Source organism: Listeria sp. SHR_NRA_18, from assembly GCF_003856515.1.
GTDB lineage: Bacteria > Bacillota > Bacilli > Lactobacillales > Listeriaceae > Listeria_A > Listeria_A newyorkensis.
In genome coordinates this window covers 199367-222539 of the sequence record NZ_QPKR01000006.1, presented here as the reverse complement: position 1 = coordinate 222539, position 23173 = coordinate 199367, and the positions used below count along the sequence as shown (strand labels likewise).

Annotated in this window: 24 protein-coding genes and 1 other RNA gene; 18 read left to right on the top strand and 7 right to left on the bottom strand. The window is 44.0% G+C overall.

Features of this window, described 5'->3' with window-relative positions; translation table 11 throughout:
* Positions 1-89: 89 nt before the first annotated feature.
* Positions 90-1634 carry a gluconokinase gene (locus DUK53_RS10990; protein WP_036132001.1) on the top strand — a complete coding sequence of 515 codons (1545 nt, stop codon included), beginning with the start codon at positions 90-92 and terminating at the stop codon, positions 1632-1634.
* Between the two features lie 304 nt (positions 1635-1938).
* Here the strand turns inward: DUK53_RS10990 and DUK53_RS10985 are convergent, their stop codons facing one another.
* Positions 1939-2043 (bottom strand): type I toxin-antitoxin system Fst family toxin, encoded by a 105-nt coding sequence (locus tag DUK53_RS10985; protein WP_124892730.1) that lies wholly within the window; start codon positions 2041-2043, stop codon positions 1939-1941.
* A gap of 236 nt (positions 2044-2279) precedes the next feature.
* Here DUK53_RS10985 and DUK53_RS10980 point away from each other — a divergent pair, with 236 nt between their 5' ends.
* The gene (locus tag DUK53_RS10980; protein WP_036090230.1) at positions 2280-2651 is read left to right on the top strand and encodes a hypothetical protein; all 372 of its coding nucleotides are present in this window, start codon (positions 2280-2282) and stop codon (positions 2649-2651) included.
* Between the two features lie 512 nt (positions 2652-3163).
* On the opposite strand, the gene DUK53_RS10975 is transcribed toward DUK53_RS10980, so the two are convergent.
* The 3 genes from DUK53_RS10975 to DUK53_RS10965 all read right to left on the bottom strand — a co-directional run bounded on the left by DUK53_RS10975 (position 3164) and on the right by DUK53_RS10965 (position 4706).
* Positions 3164-3502: a type II toxin-antitoxin system PemK/MazF family toxin gene (locus tag DUK53_RS10975; RefSeq protein ID WP_036131999.1), complete on the bottom strand. Its 339-nt coding sequence runs from the start codon at positions 3500-3502 to the stop codon at positions 3164-3166.
* The gene (locus tag DUK53_RS10970; protein ID WP_036090223.1) at positions 3496-3738 is read right to left on the bottom strand and encodes an AbrB/MazE/SpoVT family DNA-binding domain-containing protein; all 243 of its coding nucleotides are present in this window, start codon (positions 3736-3738) and stop codon (positions 3496-3498) included. The genes DUK53_RS10975 and DUK53_RS10970 overlap by 7 nt, the downstream gene beginning before the upstream one ends.
* A gap of 110 nt (positions 3739-3848) precedes the next feature.
* Positions 3849-4706: a GRP family sugar transporter gene (locus tag DUK53_RS10965; RefSeq protein ID WP_036131996.1), complete on the bottom strand. Its 858-nt coding sequence runs from the start codon at positions 4704-4706 to the stop codon at positions 3849-3851.
* A 157-nt stretch (positions 4707-4863) separates the two neighbouring features.
* Between DUK53_RS10965 and DUK53_RS10960 the strand changes: the two genes are divergently transcribed.
* The 7 genes from DUK53_RS10960 to DUK53_RS10930 all read left to right on the top strand — a co-directional run bounded on the left by DUK53_RS10960 (position 4864) and on the right by DUK53_RS10930 (position 12184).
* A complete protein-coding gene (locus tag DUK53_RS10960) occupies positions 4864-6819 on the top strand; it encodes a BglG family transcription antiterminator (protein WP_036131994.1) in 1956 nt (651 codons plus the stop codon).
* Positions 6819-7283 (top strand): PTS sugar transporter subunit IIA, encoded by a 465-nt coding sequence (locus DUK53_RS10955; RefSeq protein ID WP_036090216.1) that lies wholly within the window; start codon positions 6819-6821, stop codon positions 7281-7283. The genes DUK53_RS10960 and DUK53_RS10955 overlap by 1 nt, the downstream gene beginning before the upstream one ends.
* Positions 7280-7600: a PTS fructose transporter subunit IIB gene (locus DUK53_RS10950; RefSeq protein ID WP_036060685.1), complete on the top strand. Its 321-nt coding sequence runs from the start codon at positions 7280-7282 to the stop codon at positions 7598-7600. Before DUK53_RS10955 ends, DUK53_RS10950 begins: the two co-directional genes overlap by 4 nt.
* A gap of 12 nt (positions 7601-7612) precedes the next feature.
* Positions 7613-8719, top strand: a complete 1107-nt coding sequence (locus tag DUK53_RS10945; RefSeq protein ID WP_036090213.1) for a PTS fructose transporter subunit IIC — start codon at positions 7613-7615, stop codon at positions 8717-8719.
* Between the two features lie 15 nt (positions 8720-8734).
* Positions 8735-11350, top strand: a complete 2616-nt coding sequence (locus DUK53_RS10940; protein ID WP_036131992.1) for an alpha-mannosidase — start codon at positions 8735-8737, stop codon at positions 11348-11350.
* Positions 11351-11441: 91 nt separating this feature from the next.
* Positions 11442-11708: signal recognition particle sRNA large type (ffs, locus tag DUK53_RS10935), an RNA gene on the top strand.
* A gap of 221 nt (positions 11709-11929) precedes the next feature.
* Positions 11930-12184: a DUF2187 domain-containing protein gene (locus DUK53_RS10930; protein ID WP_036090183.1), complete on the top strand. Its 255-nt coding sequence runs from the start codon at positions 11930-11932 to the stop codon at positions 12182-12184.
* Here DUK53_RS10930 and DUK53_RS10925 read toward each other — a convergent pair.
* Both DUK53_RS10925 and DUK53_RS10920 read right to left on the bottom strand, forming a co-directional pair.
* Positions 12150-12818 carry a hypothetical protein gene (locus DUK53_RS10925; RefSeq protein WP_036131989.1) on the bottom strand — a complete coding sequence of 223 codons (669 nt, stop codon included), beginning with the start codon at positions 12816-12818 and terminating at the stop codon, positions 12150-12152. The genes DUK53_RS10930 and DUK53_RS10925 overlap by 35 nt on opposite strands.
* A gap of 2 nt (positions 12819-12820) precedes the next feature.
* Positions 12821-15712, bottom strand: a complete 2892-nt coding sequence (locus DUK53_RS10920; RefSeq protein WP_052164924.1) for a S8 family peptidase — start codon at positions 15710-15712, stop codon at positions 12821-12823.
* Between the two features lie 315 nt (positions 15713-16027).
* Here DUK53_RS10920 and DUK53_RS10915 point away from each other — a divergent pair, with 315 nt between their 5' ends.
* The 3 genes from DUK53_RS10915 to DUK53_RS10905 all read left to right on the top strand — a co-directional run bounded on the left by DUK53_RS10915 (position 16028) and on the right by DUK53_RS10905 (position 17739).
* Entirely contained in the window at positions 16028-16561 is a 534-nt protein-coding gene (locus DUK53_RS10915) for a hypothetical protein (RefSeq protein WP_052164923.1), read from the top strand.
* A gap of 2 nt (positions 16562-16563) precedes the next feature.
* On the top strand, positions 16564-17151 hold the full coding sequence (locus tag DUK53_RS10910; RefSeq protein WP_036131988.1) for a hypothetical protein: 588 nt from the start codon (positions 16564-16566) through the stop codon (positions 17149-17151).
* 102 nt (positions 17152-17253) lie between these two features.
* Positions 17254-17739: a hypothetical protein gene (locus DUK53_RS10905; protein ID WP_036090176.1), complete on the top strand. Its 486-nt coding sequence runs from the start codon at positions 17254-17256 to the stop codon at positions 17737-17739.
* A gap of 239 nt (positions 17740-17978) precedes the next feature.
* On the opposite strand, the gene DUK53_RS17510 is transcribed toward DUK53_RS10905, so the two are convergent.
* Positions 17979-18131: a hypothetical protein gene (locus DUK53_RS17510; protein WP_156110597.1), complete on the bottom strand. Its 153-nt coding sequence runs from the start codon at positions 18129-18131 to the stop codon at positions 17979-17981.
* 138 nt (positions 18132-18269) lie between these two features.
* Between DUK53_RS17510 and DUK53_RS10900 the strand changes: the two genes are divergently transcribed.
* The 6 genes from DUK53_RS10900 (at position 18270) to DUK53_RS10875 (ending at position 23022) form a co-directional block, all read left to right on the top strand.
* Positions 18270-18722: a DUF3284 domain-containing protein gene (locus DUK53_RS10900; protein ID WP_036090175.1), complete on the top strand. Its 453-nt coding sequence runs from the start codon at positions 18270-18272 to the stop codon at positions 18720-18722.
* A gap of 203 nt (positions 18723-18925) precedes the next feature.
* Positions 18926-20662, top strand: coding sequence for a DNA polymerase III subunit gamma/tau (dnaX, locus tag DUK53_RS10895; protein WP_036131986.1), 1737 nt, complete (start codon positions 18926-18928; stop codon positions 20660-20662).
* A 31-nt stretch (positions 20663-20693) separates the two neighbouring features.
* Positions 20694-21011 (top strand): YbaB/EbfC family nucleoid-associated protein, encoded by a 318-nt coding sequence (locus DUK53_RS10890; protein WP_036131984.1) that lies wholly within the window; start codon positions 20694-20696, stop codon positions 21009-21011.
* A 207-nt stretch (positions 21012-21218) separates the two neighbouring features.
* On the top strand, positions 21219-21815 hold the full coding sequence (gene recR, locus DUK53_RS10885) for a recombination mediator RecR (protein ID WP_036090170.1): 597 nt from the start codon (positions 21219-21221) through the stop codon (positions 21813-21815).
* 16 nt (positions 21816-21831) lie between these two features.
* Positions 21832-22092 carry a YaaL family protein gene (locus DUK53_RS10880; protein WP_036090167.1) on the top strand — a complete coding sequence of 87 codons (261 nt, stop codon included), beginning with the start codon at positions 21832-21834 and terminating at the stop codon, positions 22090-22092.
* A gap of 57 nt (positions 22093-22149) precedes the next feature.
* Complete coding sequence (locus tag DUK53_RS10875) at positions 22150-23022, top strand: alpha/beta hydrolase (protein ID WP_052164922.1); 873 nt, start codon at positions 22150-22152, stop codon at positions 23020-23022.
* The last annotated feature ends 151 nt before the right edge of the window (positions 23023-23173 follow it).

The window sequence follows — 23173 nt, the reverse complement described above, 5'->3', positions numbered from 1 at the left end:
CAAATTGTAGGATGGAGGGCTAAACCTTGACTCCGCTTTTTTTATCGTTATAATTGGGGACAAATGAGGAAAAATTGAGGGTGACGTGGATGGGAAATGTGGTTTATGTAATGGGCGTCGATATTGGGACGACGAGCACGAAAGCGGTGATTTTTGATGCGAGTGGGGAGCTGGTGGCGCGGGAATCGCGAGGCTATCCGTTGCTGACGAATGATTTGGGAATGGCGGAGCAGGAGCCGCGTGTGATTCTGGATGCGGTTGTGGACGCGATTCGGGCTGTGGTAGAGACGGCGGGCGTGGACGCGCAAGCTTTGCGGGCGATTTCTTTTAGCGCGGCGATGCATAGTTTGATTGCGGTGGACGCGGACGGCGAACCGCTCACGAATTGCATTACGTGGGCGGATCAGCGCAGTGGCGAGGCTTTGGAACGCCGAAAACGCGATTTTTACTTGCATCAAGTGTATGAGAAAACGGGGACGCCGATTCATCCGATGAGCCCTTTCGCGAAACTCTGCTGGTTGCACGATGATTTTCCGGATGTCGTGGCGAAAACGGCTCAGTATATCGGGATAAAAAGTTATGTTTGGCACGCGCTGTTCGGCGAATACGTGATTGACGAGGCGTCGGCTTCTGCGTCAGGACTCTACAACATGTTGACGCATGACTGGGAACCGCTCGCGCTCGACATTACGCAAATCACAGCATCACAATTGCCAAAAGTGGTCGCAGAATCGCACGCCTTTCAAGGCATCCAGCCAGCGTGGAAAGAAGCGCTCAGCGTCATCGCAGAAGACACACTTTTCATTATAGGAAGCAGTGACGGCGCGCTTGCCAATGTCGGCATCGGCTCCGTCGGCGAACACGATGTCACGCTCACCGTCGGAACAAGCGGCGCCGTTCGCAAACTCACAAAAACATACCACGTCGACGATTGGCAGCGAACCTTTTGCTACGGCGTCGCGAACGGCTACTTCGTACAAGGCGGCGCAGTAAACAATGGCGGTGCCGTCCTCGCCTGGGGACTAGAACAATTCGGCACAGACGCTCAGCGCGCAGCAAACGATTTCACTGGCTTCATCAACAGCATCACCCAAACACCACCCGGCGCAAACGGTCTCCTTTTCCAACCCTATTTACTAGGTGAACGCGCGCCCTATTGGACCGACCAAATCCGCGGCAGCTTCGTCGGACTTACCATTAACCACCAACGCGCCCACTTCATCCGCGCCATTTTAGAAGGCATCGCATTTAATTTAGCACACGTTTACGAAGTGATGAGCGACCCGCACGACAAAATTCACGTCACCGGAGGCCTCTCCCAACACCCCGTTTGGTGCCAACTCGTCGCCGATGTTTTCGACCGCGAAGTCATCGTCCCCCACACAATCGAAGGCTCAAGTTTAGGCGCCGCAATCATCGCCCTGCACACATTGGAAATTTTACCAACACTCGAACTCCCAAAAAAACTACCACCAAGTCACATTTACCAACCAAATCCGGAGAACGTCGCGATTTACAATGAACTCAAACCCATCTTCCAGCAGATCACGACACAACTAATGGGAAGTTACGAGCGCCTAATTGACTGGCAAAAACGTCAAGTAAATGGTAAGATAGAAACAAATAACAGATAAAGCGCGCATCGGTGGCAAAAAAAACGTGGGGTGATTTGAATGAACCGCAAATTAGTATGGACGCTAATCGTTTTAGTTGGAATTTGTTTATTGGGAACATTAATTGCAGTGTTAGCAAACTTATTTTATTTCAGCGCATAAAAAAACTGGCCGCGGCCAGTTTTTTTGATTCCTAATTTTATTTTACGGATACCGATTTCCATGATATAATCAAGGTAGTTGATGATAAACAGAGTGATACCAATAGCGAAACCCCTATCTCGTGGAGGAGATAGGGGTTTCTTTTTGGGCTAGATAATACCGTCTACTGTTTTTTATTTTCCTTAGCTCGAACCTCTAGCCAACGATTGAAGATTGCAAGGACACAACCAACAATGATAGGAGCAAGGATTGTTGTGATGATAAACATAATGACACCCCCCCTCCCCAGAAGTAATACTCGTCTCTGGAGGTAGACGGCATATTAAGCATAGCACAAATCGATCCCTGTTTTTCCTACGTTGAACACAAATTAAAAATCCCGGAAAAACAAAATTGTGTGCACCCAATCGAAGTTAAATTTTGAGAATACGAGCAATCATGGTAATATAAGTCATGTATTGGTTTATCAAAAATAATACTTAAATAAAGAGGGGAAACACGTCGATGAAAAATAAAATAGCGTTATTTCTAATGGCAGTCTTGGTTGTCCTATCACCAGTTTCAGCGGGAGTTACAGGCGTTTCGAGCATCCAAGCAGAAGCGGCAGTTAAAAACCCAGTCAAAGTATCACTAAGCACAACGACACCAAAACAACGCACCAATGTCACGCTGAATGTAGCAGGTGTACCTAAAAACACAGCCTATACAGGAACCATCTTTTACAAGTCTAAAAAAACCTACATCTCTGGTAAAGTCGGCACACCTAAGAAATTCAACATTAGCACAGCAACAAAAGGCTACAAAGTAAAAATCGAAATCGTTGTGAAATACAACAAACAAACGTATAAATCATACGCATATTTCACACCGAAATGATTGGAATGATAAACCAATATGGCAAAGCATCACTTGTTGCATTCATCTAGCATGAAGCCACAGGAGGTGCTTTTTGCATAGATAAAAACAGCATAGAAAAATGTTAGAATAGATTATTGATGCAAATAAAATGAAAAGGAATTGGATAGTGTGGGGGTTATCAACTCAAATGTAGGTTCAGTTATAGATATGATATTTTTCTTTGGTTGCTTTTTGTATGTAGCATTCACGACTGGATACCCATTCCCGATGCTAGTGTCGTTGATGACAACAGCTGTATTTGCGCTCTTGACTCTGATTTAATACTATCGTTACCAGAAGCTGAGACAAAAGTTCCTCAGAAGTAAAAAAATACGTATCAAAAATCTGATATTAGATTTTTGATACGTATTTTTCGATGTAAGCACGCGTGTAGTAACAGCTTTCTCATATTTTTAACTGTGAAGAGAGACGTAATAGAAGCTTTTTTGTTTACTCAGATAAACTAGCGCGTACGTATAAAGATCCTGCTATCATTTACTGGACGCATTCTTTTGGAAAATAACTTTCACGGATTTTAGAAGCTTATTTAGCAAATAATCAGATACTGTTTCTACATAATTATATTTGCGAGCATTATAATCAATGGTGACCAGCTGATCTAGCAATACTTTTCCTGTTGTCTCCGTATCAATTAAGGGTACATAAAGAGGATATGATCGTGGGGTATTACTTATGGGAGCAAAGATGGCGATATTTGCATGTTCGCTTACTAGGCGATGACTAAGACAAATGTAGGGGCGATAACCTTGCTGTTCATGCCCTTGCTTAGGGTTTAGGTTGATCTTGATGATATCGCCTTGCCTCACCATTTTTCGTCACCGATTGGTTCAAAGTCTTGTAGTTCAGATTGAAAAGGCTCACCTTGGTAATTGGCGAATAAATCTTCGATAGTCAAATCAGCAACTGTTTTGGTAAGGATTATTTTATTGTCAACAACTTCAACAGAAAGGTCATCATTCTCGTGAATATTTAGCGCGTTTAAAATATTATTTGGAAGGCGAACAGCTTTACTGTTTCCCCACTTTTTAATACTAACTGTGGTCATAGCAATTACCTCCTTCATTGATAATCTCATTATAACACAGAGTATATACATTGTATATACTCTGTCTACGGAAGTTTTTTTGTTCCAAAGCCTTTAAATTGAAACATAGGTCATTTCAACAAACTCAGCAACACAACCCCAACCATAATCAACCCAATCCCCGAAAGTATAAACGTCCACTCGAGTGGGCTCTTTTTTTGCTTGAAAATCAGAATTCCGCCAATCGTCGCCACAATCACACACGCTTGTGAAATCGAGAAACTAGTTGCTACGCCAAGCACAGCGGTTGCGAGGAACATGCCAAGGTTCGCGATCGACCACGATAGTCCCGTCAGCAAGTTGAATGTCACATTTTTGCGGGAAATGGCAGATTTTTTCGCTAAATTAATGCCAATGGCGCATGTCAGCATCCCGACGGCTTGTGGTAAGATGATAGCGAAACCAGTCACGTGAAATAGCTGGTTTGTCACGACGTAAAGCGTTAAAAAGAAGGAAGATAGAATAACGATAGCGTAGACATGAATGGAAACCGACTCCTTGATTTGATTCCCCTGTTTTTGAAAACCGGTCATGACCACTCCAACCAAAATGACAAGTACTGCAAAAATACCAATTACAACCGCGCTCGCCGTCTGCCACTCGTGGAAAATGAGGACCGCGAACAGCGTAGCGCCAACGAGTTGTGTCCCATTGGAAATCGGCATCGCCTTGGCGACACTAGACGTGGCGATTCCTTTAAATTGCAGTAGTTGGCCAAAACTCCAAAAAATACCCGACACGAAACTGACGATAAATGAACTAATCGTGATTTCGGGCGATACAATCCAAAATAGAATACATGCGAACAGAAGCGCGCTAATCGACGTCCCGAGTAATTGTTCCTCCGGGGTGCTTTTTCGTAAGTTCGCAATGATGGGCATAAAACCCCAACCAAGAACCGGTAATAAGGCAACGAAATAAATCAACATAATAAGCTTCCTCTCATCTTTAATAATGCCACTTAAACTTATCACGCGCACGATGACTCGGCAATATCCCAAAATTACGGTATTCAATGCGGTAATTTTCGTAGTTTTCGGTAAGGAAGCTTTGTAATAGAATAAGGTCAGGGAAAGGAAATATGAAATGAAAGCGGTAACTAAAATGATTGCAAATCGCGAAAAGAATATCATTCAGTTTTTAATGAAAGCAGGCCAGACACGTGTGGGAGACATTGCGGATCACTTAAGTCTCTCCGAAAAAACAGTATCCAATTCCTTGAAAGAAATCGATCAGTTCCTAAAAGAATTCGGCATGACGGTCGTTCGTAAACCGAAAGTCGGCGTCTATATTGACGGGAATAGCGAGGACTTGGCGCAAGTCACCCGTTTCCTAGGCAACCAAGTGAGCCTCGTTCCTTCCACAAAAGAAGAGCGCGTGATTTACATTTTCAGTACGTTACTAAAAGCAAGCGATTACGTGACGATTCAGGAGCTTTCCGAAGCGCTCTACATCAGCCGCGGAACGATTGAAAAAGACATGATCGAAGTGACGAAAATACTTGCAAAAGAAGGCGTGACGCTCTATAAAAAGCCGAGTAAGGGTATGAAACTCCGTATCAACGAACAAGAAAAGCGCGCCTTGACGTCGAAGTTTATCCGCAATTTTTGGGGCAACAACTGGTATTTGAAACAAGAAGGCGAGAAGGTGCTCCAAGCTTTCGATACGATTCAAGCGGATGTGACCGGAATTTTTCCAGAAGAGGGTTTAAAAGAGATTATCTCGATTGTGCGCGAGTTCAGTGAGACGTATGATTTCGCGTTTACCGACTATGCTTTCCAATCGATTGTGATTCACCTAGCCATTGCGGTAGAACGGATTCGCAAAAAAGAGTACGTTGGAAATCAGGTGAACAGTCTGATGAAAGATGCGCTGGATTCCCAACAACAAAACACGGAAACGCTTGTCGAGATGCTTGAAACGCGACTGGATATCACGATTCCTGATTTTGAAATTGGCTATATTCAGATTCACCTCGCAGCGGCTTACAATCAACGAAATAACAGGTTTCTCAGCAACCAAGTGCAAGATGATGTATCGGAATTTGTGACGGCATGTTTGGCGGAAACGGAATATGATCAAGAGTTGCTAGAAGGCTTGGCGACACACGTGAAGTCGGCGATTAATCGATTGAAGCTCGGCATGAATTTTAAAAATCCGTACCTCAGTAAAATTAAGCAAAACTTCCCGCGAGCGTTTGAGGAAGCGCTGTATTTGAAAACGGAGGTGGAGGCGAAATACGAGGTGCAAGTGAATGAAGATGAAACGGCTTATATCGCGCTTCATTTCGAGGCGTATCACGAGCGAATGCGTTCCTTCCCTGATCTAATTCGGGTGGTGCTTGTGTGCAGTACTGGCCTGGGTTCATCGAGATTGCTTGCCGCCAGAATTAAGAAATATTTCCCGATGATTCAGATTGAAAAAATCCTATCCGTGCAAGCGATGATGGAGTCGGACGTTGATGTGGATCTCGTTATTAGCACGATTTATCTCGAACTGGAAACGGTGCCAAGTATTGTCGTGAGCCCGATGATGAACAAGGAGGACTTGCAACAAGTGGAGCGGCATATGGACAAGGTGAAGCGCCGAAAGAAGAATGTGAGTCAGCCGTTTTTAGATTTAATCCAGCCCGAACATATTTTAGCGGGGTTGGAGGTTACGACGATGGAAGCGGCGATTACCGAGATTGGCGAGATGCTGATTGCGCGTGATATCGCGAAGCCGGGCATTGTGAAGAGCGCCCTTTTGCGGGAGGAATTGTCGTTCACATCGTTTGATGACATGGCGACGCCGCACGCGGATCCAGCGCTGATTAAGAAGTCGGCGATCGTCATTGCGACACTCAAGAAACCAGTGAAATGGGGACTGGTGGACGTTGATAAAATATTTTTCATCGCGCTGACCGAGAATAATGGTTTAAATTTAGACGCGGTATACGAGCAATTTTACAATTATATTGATAATAAAAAGTGGCTGGAAAAGCTGATGACGCTTGAGACGGCTGAGGAAATATATGAGCATTTAATAAAGGATGGGATGTAATGGAAGTAAAGGATATCTTGACAAAAGAACTCGTCGTTTTTGATTTAGAAGCGACAACGAAGGAAGCGGCGATTCGGGAAATGGCGGTGATTCTGGATTCGAAGGACATTTTGGCGGACAAAGAGGTCTACATCCAAGCTGTTTTGGATCGGGAAACGCATGCGACGACAGGGATTGGGAATAATATCGCGATTCCGCACGGTAAAAGTGGTAGCGTGAAACATTCGGCGATTGCTTTTGCCCGCACGAAGCACCTGATTGAGTGGGAATCGCTTGATGACGAGCCGGTAAACATGATTTTCCTACTTGCCATCAGCGACTCCGACAAAACCGACGCCCATTTAAAAATTCTAGCTGAAATCGCGACCAAGCTCATGGATGACGATATCGTCGCAGGCTTGAAAGAAACGCGAGACAAAGAGGAAGTTATCCGTATTTTAAACGAAGGAGTGGTAGAAGTATGAAACGAAAAATAATCGCAGTAACCGCATGTGCAACGGGAGTGGCCCACACATATATGGCAGCGCAAGCACTGAAAAAAGGCGCGAAAAAGATGGGCGACTTGATTAAGGTGGAAACCCAAGGCGCGACTGGAATCGAGAATGAATTGACGGAAAAAGACGTGAACATTGGTGAAGTTGTGATTTTTGCAGTGGATACGAAAGTGCGAAATAGTGAGCGCTTTGCTGGGAAAACGATTCTTGAGGTTCCTGTCAGCGCGCCGATTAAAGATGCCGAAAAGGTGATTAACGAAGCACTGAAACTAATCGATGAGAAATAGGGGGAAACGAATATGTTTAGAAAAATTGGGAGCGAGCTTAAAAAACATGTTTTAACAGGTATTTCATATATGATTCCACTCGTTATTGCGGGTGCGGTGATCATGGCGATTGCGCGTGTTGGTGGTTCTTTTTACGGGATTACGAATATTTGGGACGCGAAATATGCGGATAGTGCGAACGGTATTATTTCGCTACTGCATAGTTTAGATGGCTTCGGTGGCTTGGCGCTCGGCATGATGTTCCCTGTCATTGCAGCGTTTATCGCCTATTCGATTTCGGATAAACTGGGAATTGCACCAGGACTTGTCGGCGGTTTGCTGGCTCGCGATATTGGTGCTGGGTTCCTCGGCGCGCTTGCGGCAGGTTTGATCGCAGGTTACGCATGTCTTTTGATTAAAAAATATGTCAAATTACCAAAATCGGCAGCATCGATTGTGCCCGTCTTTTTAGTGCCAGTATTCGGAACATTGATTACTGTACTCATTATAAATTATGTTGTCGGAATTCCGTTTGCTGACTTGAATAAAGCGCTTGAATCTTGGTTGAACGGCATGTCAGGAACGAACCAAATTTTGATGGCGGCAATTATTGGGGCGATGGTTGGATTTGACTTAGGTGGACCGGTAAATAAGGCCGCAGTTACGACCGCGATGGCCCTGTTGACGAGTGGCATTTACGCTCCGAACACAGCCGCGCAAGTCGCGATCATCATTCCACCACTAGGCTTAGGACTTGCAACATTGATCGCAAAACGAAAATACAACACCGAAATGCGTGAAGCTGGGAAATCCTCGCTGATTATGGGACTCGTTGGTATCAGCGAAGGCGCGATTCCGTTCGCCGTAGAATCTCCGCTAAAAGTCATTCCGGCAACTGTGCTTGGTTCGGCAATTGGAGGCGCGCTCGCAGTAGGACTTGGCGCGATTAACCAAGCACCAATCAGCGGTTTTTATGGCTGGTTCACCGTGCAAAATTGGTGGTTTTACATTTTAGCCATCGCAGTTGGAACGCTTGTCGTAGCAGGGATGTCGGTCGCTTTGCGGAAAGATAGCGCAGGTCAGGAAGAATCGTATACCGTCGAAGAAGATGATTTTGATGAAGCAGAATGGGAAGCTTAAAAAACGGAGGTAATTATGGTTAAAGCACACATTGTGAATCACACGCATTGGGATCGGGAATGGTATTTCACGTCCGCCGATGCGTTAGTGTTAAGCGAACAACTTTTTACAGAGGTTATCGAGGAACTACAGGCGCATCCAGAGGCAAATTTCGTGTTGGACGGACAATTATCGATTTTGGACGATTATGTCGCGTTATATCCTGAAAAAATGGACGACATAAAAAAATTGATCGCGGATAAACAGTTATTTATTGGACCGTGGTTCACACAAACAGACGCGTTTTTCGCGCACGGCGAATCGATTTTGAGGAACGCGATGATTGGAATTTTTGATAGTAAAAAGTACGGCGATTACATGGAAATTGGGTATTTGCCGGATACATTTGGCTTTAACGCGCAGATGCCGACGCTACTTAGTCAGGCTGGATTTGATAATATCATTTTTTGGCGCGGGATTCATCTCGGCGAACACGTTCAGTCCACCTATTTTAAATGGAGCGGATTGGGCGATGCGGCGCAGATTTACGCGATTAATATGCCGCAAGGATATGGAACTGGGATGTTGCTCGAGCCGACGACGGCGTATGTGGATGGGCGTCTCGATCCGGCGATTGATTTTATCGCGAAATACAGCGCCACGCAAGAAGTTCTGATTCCATCGGGAAATGACCAGCTGAACATCATTACAAATTTTGCGGAGAAACTGGCGGAGATAAACAAGATGGGGCGCCATTCCTACGAGTTGAGCACGTATCAAGATTTCATCGCGTACGCCAAAACGTTGCCAGATTTGGAGGAATATCGTGGCGAATTCAGAAGCCCGGTTTTGGCTCGCGTGCACAAAACAATCGGTTCCAGTCGCATGAACATCAAGTTGAAAAGCGCCGAATTGGAGCAAAAATTACTGACACGCATCGAACCGCTACTCGTCATCGCGAAAGCATCGGGAATCCCAATCAGTGAACGCTTGCTGATGCACACGTGGAAAAAACTACTCGAAGGTCAGGCGCACGATAGCTTGGCGGGATGCGTTTCCGATCCGGTTGCGGAAGATATCATGCATCGAATGAAGGAAGCCGACGAATTGTGCGACAGTATCGAAAACACGATTGTGAAAAAAATCGCCGACGACCTACAGCTTGAGGCCAATGAAATCCTGATTTTCAACACGGAATTGGCAACGTTTAACGGCTACAAAGAAGTCCAAGTTATCACGAAAAACAAGCAAATCAACTTTCCAGAATGCCCAGACGCGACGATTGTTCAATCAGAATACATCGAATCGCGAGAGGACGTTCTGGAGGAAACGCCAGCTGGGAATCGCTTTATCGAAGAGCCTGGATACTACGTTTTGCAAGTGAGACTCAAAATCGAGATTCCCGGCCTTGGCTACCGCGTCCTGACTTTTGAAAACAGCGAAAAAGCGCTCGAAGAAATGACCGCGATGACGGATGTCTCGATAAGCAATCCATTCTACAAAATTGGATTCCAAGACGGCGCCATTCATCTGGAAACAGCAACCGGCGAGAAGCATCCCACTTTTATCGAACTAGAAGACGACGCAAACGCAGGCGACACCTATGATTTTTCACCATTAGCAAACGATGCCCCGCGCGATTTTCGATTCACAAAAGCAACAACAGAGAAATCCAGCCAAGTCGAGCGCCTAATTTTGACCGGCGACCACGCATTGCCATTTGACCTAGAAGACCGACTGACCCAAAACGGCAAACAAGGCGACCTCTCTGTAAAAATGACCTTGGAATTGCATCACGATAGCGCATTGCTTCATTGCAACCTAGAAGTGAACAACCAAATCCAGAGTCATCGTCTACGCCTGAAAATCAATACCGACGTGAAAACCGACACGAATATCGCCTCCCTCCCGTTCGGCTACATCGAGAGAAAGCCCGGCGTCCCAGCGAATTGGCAAGACACATACAGCGAAATGCCCGTCGATATCGAACCACTCGAACAAAGCGTGACGCTAACAAACGAGACCAAGAGTTGCACAATCTTCACGCGAGGCATCAAAGAATACCAACAATCCGGCGACCAATTAGCGCTAACCCTACTTGCAACGACAGGCCAACTCGGCAAACCAAATCTCGCCTACCGTCCAGGCCGTGCATCAGGCGACACGACGAAAAAAGGCCACGTCCTGATTCCAGCAGAAAGCGCCCAACTAATCGGTCACCACACATTCTCACTAGCCATCTGCCTAGATTCACGAAGCTTCGACGAACACGAAACCGCCCAACACAGCAGACAATTCAACCAAACAACGGTTTCCTATCAACGCCAAGCCTACAATTATTTCCTGCACCGCTTGGACAATAAAATCCAAAAAACAGAACAGAAACGAGGCTTAAAACGCACCTTACAACTAAGCGACATACCAAAATCCTACCTTGTTTCCGCCTGTCACCCGTCCTATTACGAGGCAGACAAATACATCATTCGGATCGAAAACCCAACCAACACACCACAAAAAATCGATCCATCACACCTAACAAAAGGCAACATAACGCTGGTAAATGCCCTAGAAGAACCCATCACAAACCAAGACTTTATAATTCCAGCCTATGACGCCATCACAATCCGACTGCCCTTAAAAAAAGAAACATAAAAACCACATATAAATCAAGTTCTTGCTTGCCTTTTCCATGAAAGAAAGGTATATTTATAAGTGAGCCGTTTTTGAAATGGCAGCTAATTTGTCATGCTAGATGGGGACGTAGCGGAGCCCTGTAACCCACAATCCGCTCTAGTGGGGTTGAATTCCTTATCGAGGCTTTGTACCTGTTTGGTCAGCCCTTTGTAAGTGGTGTTGACGTTTGGGTCTTGCGCAATGGGAACCTGTGAACCATGTCAGGTCCGGAAGGAAGCAGCATTAATCAGTGCTTTCCATGTGCCGCGAGGTAGCCTGGGCTGAGCTAACTGCAAAGGTAACGCAGATGGATACATCGCCGGAATAAGGTGCATGGCATTATAATTTAAAACGATACAAGCCTTCTTTCTTCATTGAGAGGAGGCTTTTTGTTGGAGGCGTTCGAACGAAGTGAGTTACGCCTCCAATATGCATGAGAGCGAAGCGAGCAAGTAATCCGCCAGTAGTTGTTCGACCACCTCCAAACAACGAGTAGTAATAGCCCAACCTATCTAATTCCCCCAACATACGCTATACTAGATAAAAGAGGTGAATGAAATGCCAGTAGAAAATCAAGGTGTGAATTTACTAGAACTGCGGAAAGCTCCAAAGTTGAACCCCGAGATACAAGGGGAAATAGAGGATTACGTGACGTGGGAACGCGAAGATAAACTATACTTCGGCCGAATCGAAAAAATGCTGATCAACTCAGCGATCGTAGCGATTGACGAAGATTTGCAAAAAGAGCACAATGCACCAGTGCGTACGGTGGTTAATTTTAAGAAATATCGAGTAGTCGAGTTAGAGAAATAAATAACGAAAAAGAAGCGCTGACCCCTGATGGTTTGGCGCTTCTTTCGTTATTCTGATAGGAATCTTCTTGTTCAAAAGCAGTCACAAAAGTCTGCACATCATGGAAGTAAAAGGTGTTTGCATAGTTTTTATTTTGAATTGCGAAGTGGTATACGCCATCCAAGTTATGCGGAATATCTGAATTAGCGTCCCACACAACAGATTGCTCTATCTCTAAGAAAGTATAGCGCTCACCGGCAAAAGAAAAACTATTCACGTTGATTCCATTTTTTGTGATAGCATCGTCGTCCAATACCACAACACGGTCAGCAGGAACTGGTTTGACACTTGCTGCCATGTTCTCTGGTAATAGGAATGTATAATAATTGGGCTCAGTAACGGTTCCCAATGTATCATAAGTCGTACTTTTGATGCCTAATATCACAGTTAGATGCCCGCTATTGCCTGTAACTTTCTTTGTGAATTTTGCTAGAGTCATGTCATTAACATCAATCTTATTCTGCATATCGTCGATCGATACAGCTTTTTCTACGGTAGGAGTTTTACTAGGAGCGCTATCGTCATTCGAACACGATATATTGAAAATCAGACTGACAAGCAATAGGACAAAAATTGGATATTTTAAAACGGACATCGTTATTTAACCACTTTTTTATTCACAACAGGACTCACATTATTCGCGGCATCAAATTGCTTAATAGAAAGACCAGTTCCGACTTTCTGCTTCGGTATTTTGACGCTGTATTTGCCTTTCGCATCGACTTTTGCTGAGCCGAGTAATTTCGTCTGGAAGTAAACGCATACTGTCGCGCCTTTTTCACCTGTGCCAGTAACGGTTGTTGCAGTGCTCTTAATCGTGTTGACTGTTGGTGCTTTTGGCGGAGTCACGTCTTTTACTGTGATGACTGTAGCCTTACTCACACGTTTCGCGATATCTGTGACTTGGACACTTAACTTAGTGTTTGCGGGTTGTTTGGCGATTCGTAGGTTGAATGCGCCAGTTGTCGTTGCATTTCCAGTCGCAACCACTTGATTTTTGCTGTTTTTCACGACAACTTTGGCGGATTCTACCGTCTGTCCTTTGATTTGCGTGTCTTTATCTGTGAATGTCGTTACTTTCGGAGCTGCTGGTGCAACGCCTTTTGCGACAATGATGCGTGCTTTTGTTTCGTTGGTACCGTTTTTGAAAGTCAGCGTTAGCTTGTTGCCAGCTTTTTGCAATGGAATCCAGACTTTATATTGGCCATTCGCCGCGGCTTTCCCTTCACCGATTTTCTTCGTGCCTTGGAAAACTTTCACTTCGGTGTTTGCTGGGACTTTTCCTGTGGCATAATTAGTGTTGTCATAAAGTATTGCTGGTTGCGCCTTAATCACGTTTTTCGATAGGGCATGCCAAACGTTGATTTTACCGTATCCAGATTCGATATCGAAAAATGCTGGTAATGGTAGCGCTGGGATTACTTCGCCGTATTCGTCATACATAACCTCGTCTTCTTCGGCGTATTTATTCTCTTCGCCTGAAAACGCAAGCGGGTTCGTTGTTGTACGCAAAATTTGGCGTATTTCAGCAGGTTTCAAGGCTTTATTTTGACCTTTTAGAAGACTAACAAGGGCTACAACGTGAGGTGTCGCCATACTTGTACCGTCCATGTAAGCGATATTTCCATCAGGAATTGTGCTGGCAATTTTACTTCCTGGTGCTACGACATCTAGCTCGCGTCCGTAGTTGGAATAATCAGCTACAATGCCAAATGGATTCGTTGCGCCGACTGCAATCGTGTATTTAGAATAAGCAGGATAGGAAATCTCCTCCATACCGTCATTACCACTCGCTGCAACCACTGTGATTCCTTTTGCATCAGCGTTTTTCAGCACATATTCAAGCGTACGGCTATACGATCCACCAAGGCTCAGATTGATGACATCGACTTTTTGATCAATCGCATATTGAATCCCGCGAGCAACCGCATCCGTATCACCATCCCCATCGGCATTCAAGACTTTTACTGGCAAAATAGTTGCGTTTTTTGCCATACCTTTCATGCCTAAATTATTGTCGGCATTCGCTGCGATAACACCGGCAACATGCGTACCATGATTGTTATCGTCCATCGCCGAACCTTCACCATTTGGATCAACAAAATTCTTAGCATTATTGTTATCAACTCTGCCTTGAAGCTCTTTCAAACGGCTATCAACACCAGTATCTACGACAGCAACTTTAACTGCCGCTAATTTCTGACTCGCCGTTGCTTTCCAAAAATCATCTTGCTGAATATCGACATTGGCGGCATCTTTCAAGACAGAATTTTTGTTAATCGCCCATTGGTAAGCGTCGTACGTACCATTTGTTTTCGTATAAGTCGTGACTTCTTCCACATATTCTACATCAGGAAGACTATCAATCGCTTGTTTACGCGTATTAGCCTCACTTTTGCTGAAGCTTTTCAGAGAATTATCAGACGTCGGTTGATAAACAGTGTAGAAGTCGTCCATCGCTGTAGACGCTGAATCATCAAGTTCTGTCGTCTCCATACTGTAAGCACTCGCTTTTTTCACAAGGCTTTTCGCGGAAGCATTCGGTTTCAACTTAACGATAAACTTACTTGTACCTGATTTCGCAAACGTTGTCGAGATATCTAAGCTGCCAAAAATACTGCTCAAACTGCTACCAGACATGTTTTGGCTATCAATCTTATTTTCTAATGCCGTGATTTGGTTGGCAAGAGAAGTAGGAACTGTGTCTTTGATGAGGCTTGAGATCGTATTGAACGCTTTCGCTTCTTCTTTTGAAATCGTATATTCACGTTTTTCTGCAGCGGCTTTAATAACTGGGCGTAAAACTTTTAAATTATTGTAGACAGTTGTTCGTGCACTGCTATTTAGCAAGAATTCTTTCACTAAAAATGGAGAAGCTTTGTAGTAGAGTTTAGAAATGTCTTTACCAGCATCAGAACTTGCCAGCAAACCATCGCGAATCGACCGTGCATCTTTTAGAATATCTGCCGCACCATCTTTGCCAGCTAGGGCTGTTTCCGCAGCACAATTCGCGTCTTGTTCAGCAGGATAATTCGGTGGTAAGAACACTTCTTCATATTTAAGCGAATACGGCGCAACCACTGTCGAAGGATCCTCTTCTGGTATGTAGGAAACTTTCAACCAGTATTCGCCATTCCATGCATCTGGGAAGTTAACGCTTACCGTGTTTTTTTCGCCAGTACCCACGCGATAATTAAAGAATGTTTCGTCATCTAAGGCTTGATCCTTACTTGGATATATCGCCATCGATAGTATTTGTTTACTAGTTAACGTTACCTTAAAATGTGTGTGACCAGAATCTTTGGTTGCAGGTGCAACAATTTTGTACCATGCTTCACTTTCTTTAGCCGGGAATGTATCATTGTGAACCTCTTGCGCCTTCAGTAATGTGGGTGAAGGAATAGATGTCTCTGTTACCGCTTTCACTTGAGACAGTGGTAAGCAGACAAGTAGGAACACAGTGAGCATAATGAGTAGTTTTTTAAGCATTTTATAACCCCTTTTCATATGATGTCGTTCTAGGTTATTGTATCAAAATAAGCGGGCAAATACAAGATTTATTTGGTATGACTTTGAGGCGTAGTGATACGCAGTAATTCTTTAGTTGGATAGACTAGAAATACCTTGAAGTGTATTTTTATCATTAATAATTAAACTTTTTGTAAGCTTAAATAAACAGTCAATTTGGGTATGATTGATTATTTAACACAAAATGTGGTGGTTAATCATTGATAATATCTTCAAATAAAGATATTATATATATAAATATCAGAAAACTAAAAATATAAAAATGGAGGAATAAAAATGCAACAGAGAAAAGGGTACTTTTTTAAGGATATACAAAAAATGAGTATATTGGCTTTAGTAACCATCTTAGCTTTTGGTATTGCAGTGCCTGTGCAAGCAACAGGGAATATGAAAGCCACATATATAGCGTTTGATGGTAAGCAGTATGAATATTATTCTAAAACGATTAGTAAGCAACCAACGTGGCAACATACTGCATATAATAAAGCATCATCCACAACGCAAACGGTAAAATACAATGTATCACGGGAGAAGTATGTGAAAGGTAGTGTATCTACTGCGGCAGAGTTCGGCTTAATGAAGACGGGTGTTAAAGTTTCCGCTGAGGTCGGTGTAGGGAAAACGGTAAAAGAGAGTACTACAGTTACTTTTGCTATCCCGCCAAAGAAAAATGCTAATCTAGCATATGGTTCACAGAAATTTTCAACAGCAGGATACATTGTTACCTATTCTAGAGGAAACGTCCAGTCTAAAAAAGCAATCAACGGTAATTGGACATATTCAGCATACTCATCCATGACGGAGTTTTAACAATGAAATACAGAAAAATACTAGTCACAATACTAATCCTCACTCTCACCATCATCACAGGATGCTCTGAAACCAGCGAAGAACAGCGATCAAAACCACCAGAAAAAGCAATAACTATCGATGACATGCAAGACAAGATAGACATCGATAATATCATCCTAACGAAGTTTACAAAAACAATGACAGCTACCAAGGGGGATTTTAGCGTTATCCTAGCAATGAAGGACACCGTTTACGATGAATTCCAAACCATCACAACCCCTTACTACTACACTATTCTATTACCAATCTCTATTGAAAACATGGTCGTGGAAGGTGTGAAATCGATACCTGCTCAGAAGTTGAAAAAGCTAACAACAGACGAAGCCGCTAAAGCAGGCATCAAGGTAAACAGCCAAGCATTTGCGGGCGAGCCTTACACATTCTTTTCCATAGAACAGAGCGTGGAATGGAATCCGCATTCCAATAGCAGTCCCAATCTAGAAGGCAAGTACGATTTCGCAATACAGAACGAAGATTTTGTGAATGCCTTCTATTTCTCTGACATTCAGCTTTTTGTCAATGGATTTAATGAAAAAGGAACCTACTAACAAAGAGAAAAGCGTCCTAATTTGGGCGCTTTTTTGATACGTTCTTGTGTTATAATGAATCATAGCGTTAATCACGAATTTACCACACGAGGAGTCGAAACGATGAAATTCACAAAAAAATCATGGGGAATCGCAATTCTGGTAGTCATTTGCATCATCGCCATCCCAGCCGTTATTTTCACGACCAACAAAGCGAAGGCAAGCACGGCAATCAATGAAAAAATCGTGGCATATGGCATTCCAACCGACGACATTATTGATATAAGCGAGCTTAGCTACGATTTCAAAAGTGGTGGGTACGGCCGAATTATAACGACGAAAAAAGACATGGCGAAGTGGAAAGCATACTTGGAAAACCCGAAGCACGAGGAAGATAATTACTACATCACATACGACAAGAACGACAAACAAGTCCGCCAAAAGAAAAATACGAATGATCCGCAGAGTACGGACTGGTATTATATTTTTCACTACGATCGCGGGGAAGTAACCGTAAATGTCAGCGTTTTTGGGAACTGGCTTGATCCTGAGGACAGCAATATGAAGGATTTCCTTGCACTACCAGCCTATTCCAAAAAAATCAAATAAAAGGGGCTGGGACATAACTCCAAACAAGATAAAATCGCCTTACCCTTCATTTCATTTTTTGGGGGTAAGACAAAAATTATGATTTACACAAATCGAGCGAAAGCGTTTGTATTCAGGAAGTTTGGTGGAAGCCGGAAGCGGAGCATACTGGTGTATGTGAGAACCGGAAGTCCGCCAAACTCCCTGAATGCGAGCGCTTGTCGCCGATTTATTTGGGTTATGTCCCAGTAGCTTTTGCGTTATTCGGTGTCTTTTGGTTCGGGATTCTCATCGTCAGCCTTCTTTTTCGTCGGCAAAATAATTTCTTTGTCACCGGGAAGTACGATGGTGTAATCGTTCTTCTTCACCAGTTTGCCGTTGTCGAAGTCTGGGAAATCTGCTTTTTGTGCCATGCTATGACCTCCATTTCTCTCCCATTATACTACAAATCTCATTTTCTTTCCTTATATGCTTGTAAAAGGAGCGCGTAAATGGGATAATTTTAAAGAAGAAGTTGCCACGGAATAAAGTGAAGAAGGAGCGTTAAACCATTGAAAATTACGAAAAAACTCGCGATCTCGCAAAAAGAGTGTTTTGATACGATTATGAATTCGGTTGTCCATGATGTCAAGGCGGCAACAGGAAAGAAACCGCTTGTGCAGAAGTTGGAAGGTCTGAAATTCAAGCGCAAAATGGCGAACGGTTCGGAGGCAATCATGATTATTACGAAATGCACGCCACCTTCCGTATACGAATTCCAGACAAAAACGCACGTGAATACGCATACGACTAGCTACACGATTGAGGCTATCACTGAGCATACGTGTGAAGTGATTTACGACGAAACGGTGGAAGCAAAAACATCGATGGCGCGCTGGAACAATATCCTTGTTGGCGGAATGCTAGGATTCACGCGTAAGAAACGAATTACCCGGATGCTAGACGGAATCGAAGCCTTAGTAATCCAGCAACACAAAGATTTAGTCTCGAAAATTGAAGGCTAACTCGAACTTATCAAACAGGTTTTTATAAGCTATAATGGAAATACAGAATACGCAGAATGCAGACAAGCAAAATTGGAATGAAGAGAAGCTGGGAGATGGACTACAGACTCACTTTGTTCCTCTGCATATTGGTACTGTAACTCATTTTATTCGAACAGTACCAACAAAGATGAGTACTTGTCGCTTCGCTGAAAGGAGTAAGAATGGCATATCAAGCACTATACCGTGTTTTCCGACCGCAAAGTTTTCAAGATGTAGTCGGGCAAGAACATGTAACGCGAACACTCAAAAATGCTATCGTCCAAAATAAGACGTCTCATGCGTACTTGTTTTCTGGTCCGCGTGGAACGGGTAAAACGAGTGCGGCGAAGATTTTTGCGAAGGCGATTAACTGTCCGAATAGCGTGGACGGCGAGCCTTGTAATGATTGTGAGATTTGTACGGGTACGACGGATGGTTCGATTCCTGATGTTCTCGAGATTGATGCGGCTTCCAATAATGGTGTCGAGGAAATTCGTGATATTCGGGAAAAGGTGAAGTATGCGCCTACCATCGCGAAGTATAAAGTGTACATTATCGATGAGGTGCACATGCTTTCGACGGGTGCTTTCAATGCGCTTTTAAAAACGCTCGAGGAACCGCCGAAACATGTCATCTTTATTTTGGCGACGACGGAACCGCATAAGTTACCGCTGACCATTATTTCGCGGGTGCAGCGTTTCGATTTCAAACGAATCACGACGCAAGACATTATTGGGCGTTTGGCGTTTATTTTAGAAGAGGAAAAAATTGCGTATGATGCGAAGGCGCTCGACATTGTGGCCCGCGCGGCAGAAGGCGGGATGCGTGACGCGCTCAGTTTGCTGGACCAAGTTATTTCATACGGCACGCAAGAAGTCACGGTTGCTGACGCACTCGAAATCACCGGTTCTGTAGCGCAAGGCATGCTCACCGAACTCGTGCAAGCAGTAATCAACTCCGACGCAAAAATGGCATTGGAAAAGCTGTCCGGACTACTTGCAGAAGGAAAAGACCCAGTTCGTCTAGTGGAAGACCTGCTCGTCTTTTTCCGCGATGTGTTGCTATTCCAAAAGGCACCGGATTTAACGGATGCCATGGAGCGCGCGCTGATCGATGAAGCGTTCCAAACATTAGCGACGTCTGCCGATGCGAATAAAATATACCAATACGTGACGATTTTGAATGACGCAGGACAACAAATGCGTTTTTCCAATCATCCGGGCATTTACATTGAAGTCGCGCTCGTGCAGTTGATTCAAGTTGGCGGAGGAGCTCCAGTTGCTGTCGCGACACCAAATACAGCGGTCACGCCAAGTCAAGATGTTGCCGAACTCGTGAACAAAGTCGACCGTTTAGAGCAAGAATTAAACGACCTAAAACGTCAAATCGCGAATGGTGCAACGGCTGGAAACGGAGCGAACGCCCAATCGGCTGCACCGCGCAAGAAGCAAGCCATCTCAGGGAACAAGCAATTTAAAGCACCAGTAGGCCGGATCAATTCCGTACTAAGCGCTGCGAAAAAGCAAGATTTGCAGTTAATTCGTAGCTGTTGGAGCGACCTGATTTCGATGCTAATGGCCTCACAAGCCGCACTTTTAAATGAAGCAGAGCCTGTAGCTGCCTCTAGCGACACTTTTGTGTTAAAATTTAAGCATGAGATTCATTGTCAAATGGCGATGGATAATCCCAATTTTGTAGAAACAGTAACGAACGGCATTTCGCGGCTGACGAAGAATAACTACAGCTTCATCGGTATTCCCGAAGATCAATGGGGCGAAATCCGCGAAAACTTCCTGAAAAATGCGGACAACACCGAATCCGAAGACGGCGGCGAAAAACCGTCAGAACCGGCGGAAGATCCAATTATCAGTGAAGCTGCGAAACTAGTTGGAGAAGGCTTACTTGAAATTAAAGAATAAAAAACTAAGATAAGAAAGAGGAGATTTAACAATGCGTGGAATGGGAAATATGCAAGGTATGATGAAACAAATGCAAAAAATGCAAAAAGAAATGGCAAAAGCACAAGCAGAACTAGAAGAAAGAAGCTTCACAGGAACAGCAGGCGGCGGCATGGTAACCGTTGAATTGACCGGAAAACGCCTAGTAACAGACGTCATCGTAAAAGAAGAAGTAGTAGACCCAGAAGACATCGAAATGCTACAAGACCTAATCTTAGCAGCAACAAACGATGCACTAAAACAAGTAGAAGACACAACAGCAGCCACAATGGGCAAATTCACGCAGGGTATGAACCTACCAGGAATGTAATTTAAATAGTCCCTATACAATGTAAATCGGCGACAAGCGCTCGCATTCAGCAGATTCGGCGGACTTCCGGTTCTCACGTACACCAGTACGCTCCGCTTCCGGCTTCCACCGAATCTGCTGAATACAAGCGCTTTCGCTCGATTTGTTGGTAGCAGAATTTAGACGCCTACCCAATAAATTGAAAGAAAGGCAAGGAGGAAACCCCAGATGCATTATCCGGAGCCGATAACTAAACTGATGGACAGCTTTATGAAATTGCCAGGGATCGGACCGAAAACGGCTGCGCGGCTGGCTTTTTTTACGTTGGACATGAAAGAAGAAGATGTGCTTGATTTTGCGAAGGCGCTTGTGGACGCGAAACGTAATTTGAGTTTTTGCTCCGTTTGTGGACATATTACGGACAAGGACCCGTGTTATATTTGTGCGGATATGTCGCGTGATCGCAGTATTATTTGTGTCGTTCAGGAAGCGAAGGACGTGATTGCGATGGAAAAAATGCGTGATTTCCACGGTTTGTATCATGTGCTTCACGGTACGATTTCGCCGATGGATGGGATTGGTCCAGAAGATATTAATATTCCTGATTTGCTGAAACGCCTGCAGGATGATACGATTCAAGAAGTAGTTTTGGCGACGAATCCGAATGTGGAGGGCGAAGCGACGGCGATGTATATTTCAAGGTTGTTGAAACCGTCGGGCATTAAAGTGACGCGAATTGCGCACGGGCTCCCAGTTGGCGGCGATTTAGAGTATGCTGACGAAGTGACGCTATCCAAAGCACTAGAAGGACGACGCGAAATTTAAAAACGAGGTGAGCGAAATGGAAACAAGAAGCGACAAAAATGCGAAATCTCCACGTAAAAAGAAGCAAAAGATTGGAAAAATGCATAAATCATATGACGCGTATTTAGTAGAATTGATCGAGGTTACCCAAGAAAAATGGAATCAACATCGAGACATTGCGCGTAAAAGTTTTGGTTATAATTCGGAAACGGAATATGAATTAAAGAAAGCAGAAGCCAAATATTTTTATCTTTTTCGTGAAGCTAGACATCGTAACTTAAGAAACTCGCCGAAATAAAATAGGACTAGAGATCATGGTTGTGGTCTCTAGTTTTCTAGTTAATGGAGTGTGAACATGAAGAAAAAACGGGGTATGATGATTGGAGCAATAGTACTTGTCGTGGTGCTTTTGTTTATGAGTTTTCGAACGACGCTGTTTGATCCGCTAGGTTTCCGCGTGAAGCAAGCTTTGAATATTTCTAGTTCTGCGAGTTCGGATGATGAGCCAATTGTGTTTATTCATGGCTTTGACGGCTCTAATTGGACGTTTTTCACAACGACGGTTCGCTATAGCGCGACTAATTTTGCGACGCGCTCGTTGACATTGCTCGTTCGTGAAAATGGAGATATCGAGGCTTCGGGCGTCTACGATAAAGGCATGAAGCGGCCGATGATTCGTGTGAATTTTGAAAATCCGCGATCAATTATACCGAATAATGCTACGTGGTTTTCCAAGGCAATGGACACGCTAAAAACCGATTATGGCATTGAAAAAGTGGATATTGTCGCGCATTCCTACGGCGGTTTGACGTTCGTTAACTTCCTGCAAAAGTACAATTATCAGTCGGACAGCTATCCAAAAGTGGACAAATTCACCGCGATTGGGACACCATTCAACGGTTCCGCAGTATCTAGCGATGGGGAAACACCGTATGATCTAACCGCTACTGGACCGAAAAAAGAATCGGCTTACTTTCAAGAAATGATGAAGCGCAAAGCTAAGATTCCAGCTAATTTGCAAGTGCTGAATATCGTTGGGGACTTGGATGATGGCAGCCGGAGCGATGGACCAGTTGCCGTGGATAGTGCGAAAAGTGCGGCTTTCCTATTTAGTAAAAACGATTACCGAGAAGTGCTGTTCACCGGCCGATTTGCACAGCATAGTTGGCTGCATGCTAATATCAGTGTCGATCGGGAAATTAAAGCGTTCCTAGAAAATAATAATTAAATAAAGCGGTTCAGACTATAATAATAGTTAACTTGAATAAAAAAGTATTTTCTGACAAATTTTTGACGGAATCGAAAAAATGAGGTAAAATAGAGTAGGCTTTATAAATAAGTCTTTTTGTGTGCAACTTATTTGTAGAGTCTCATCCCAA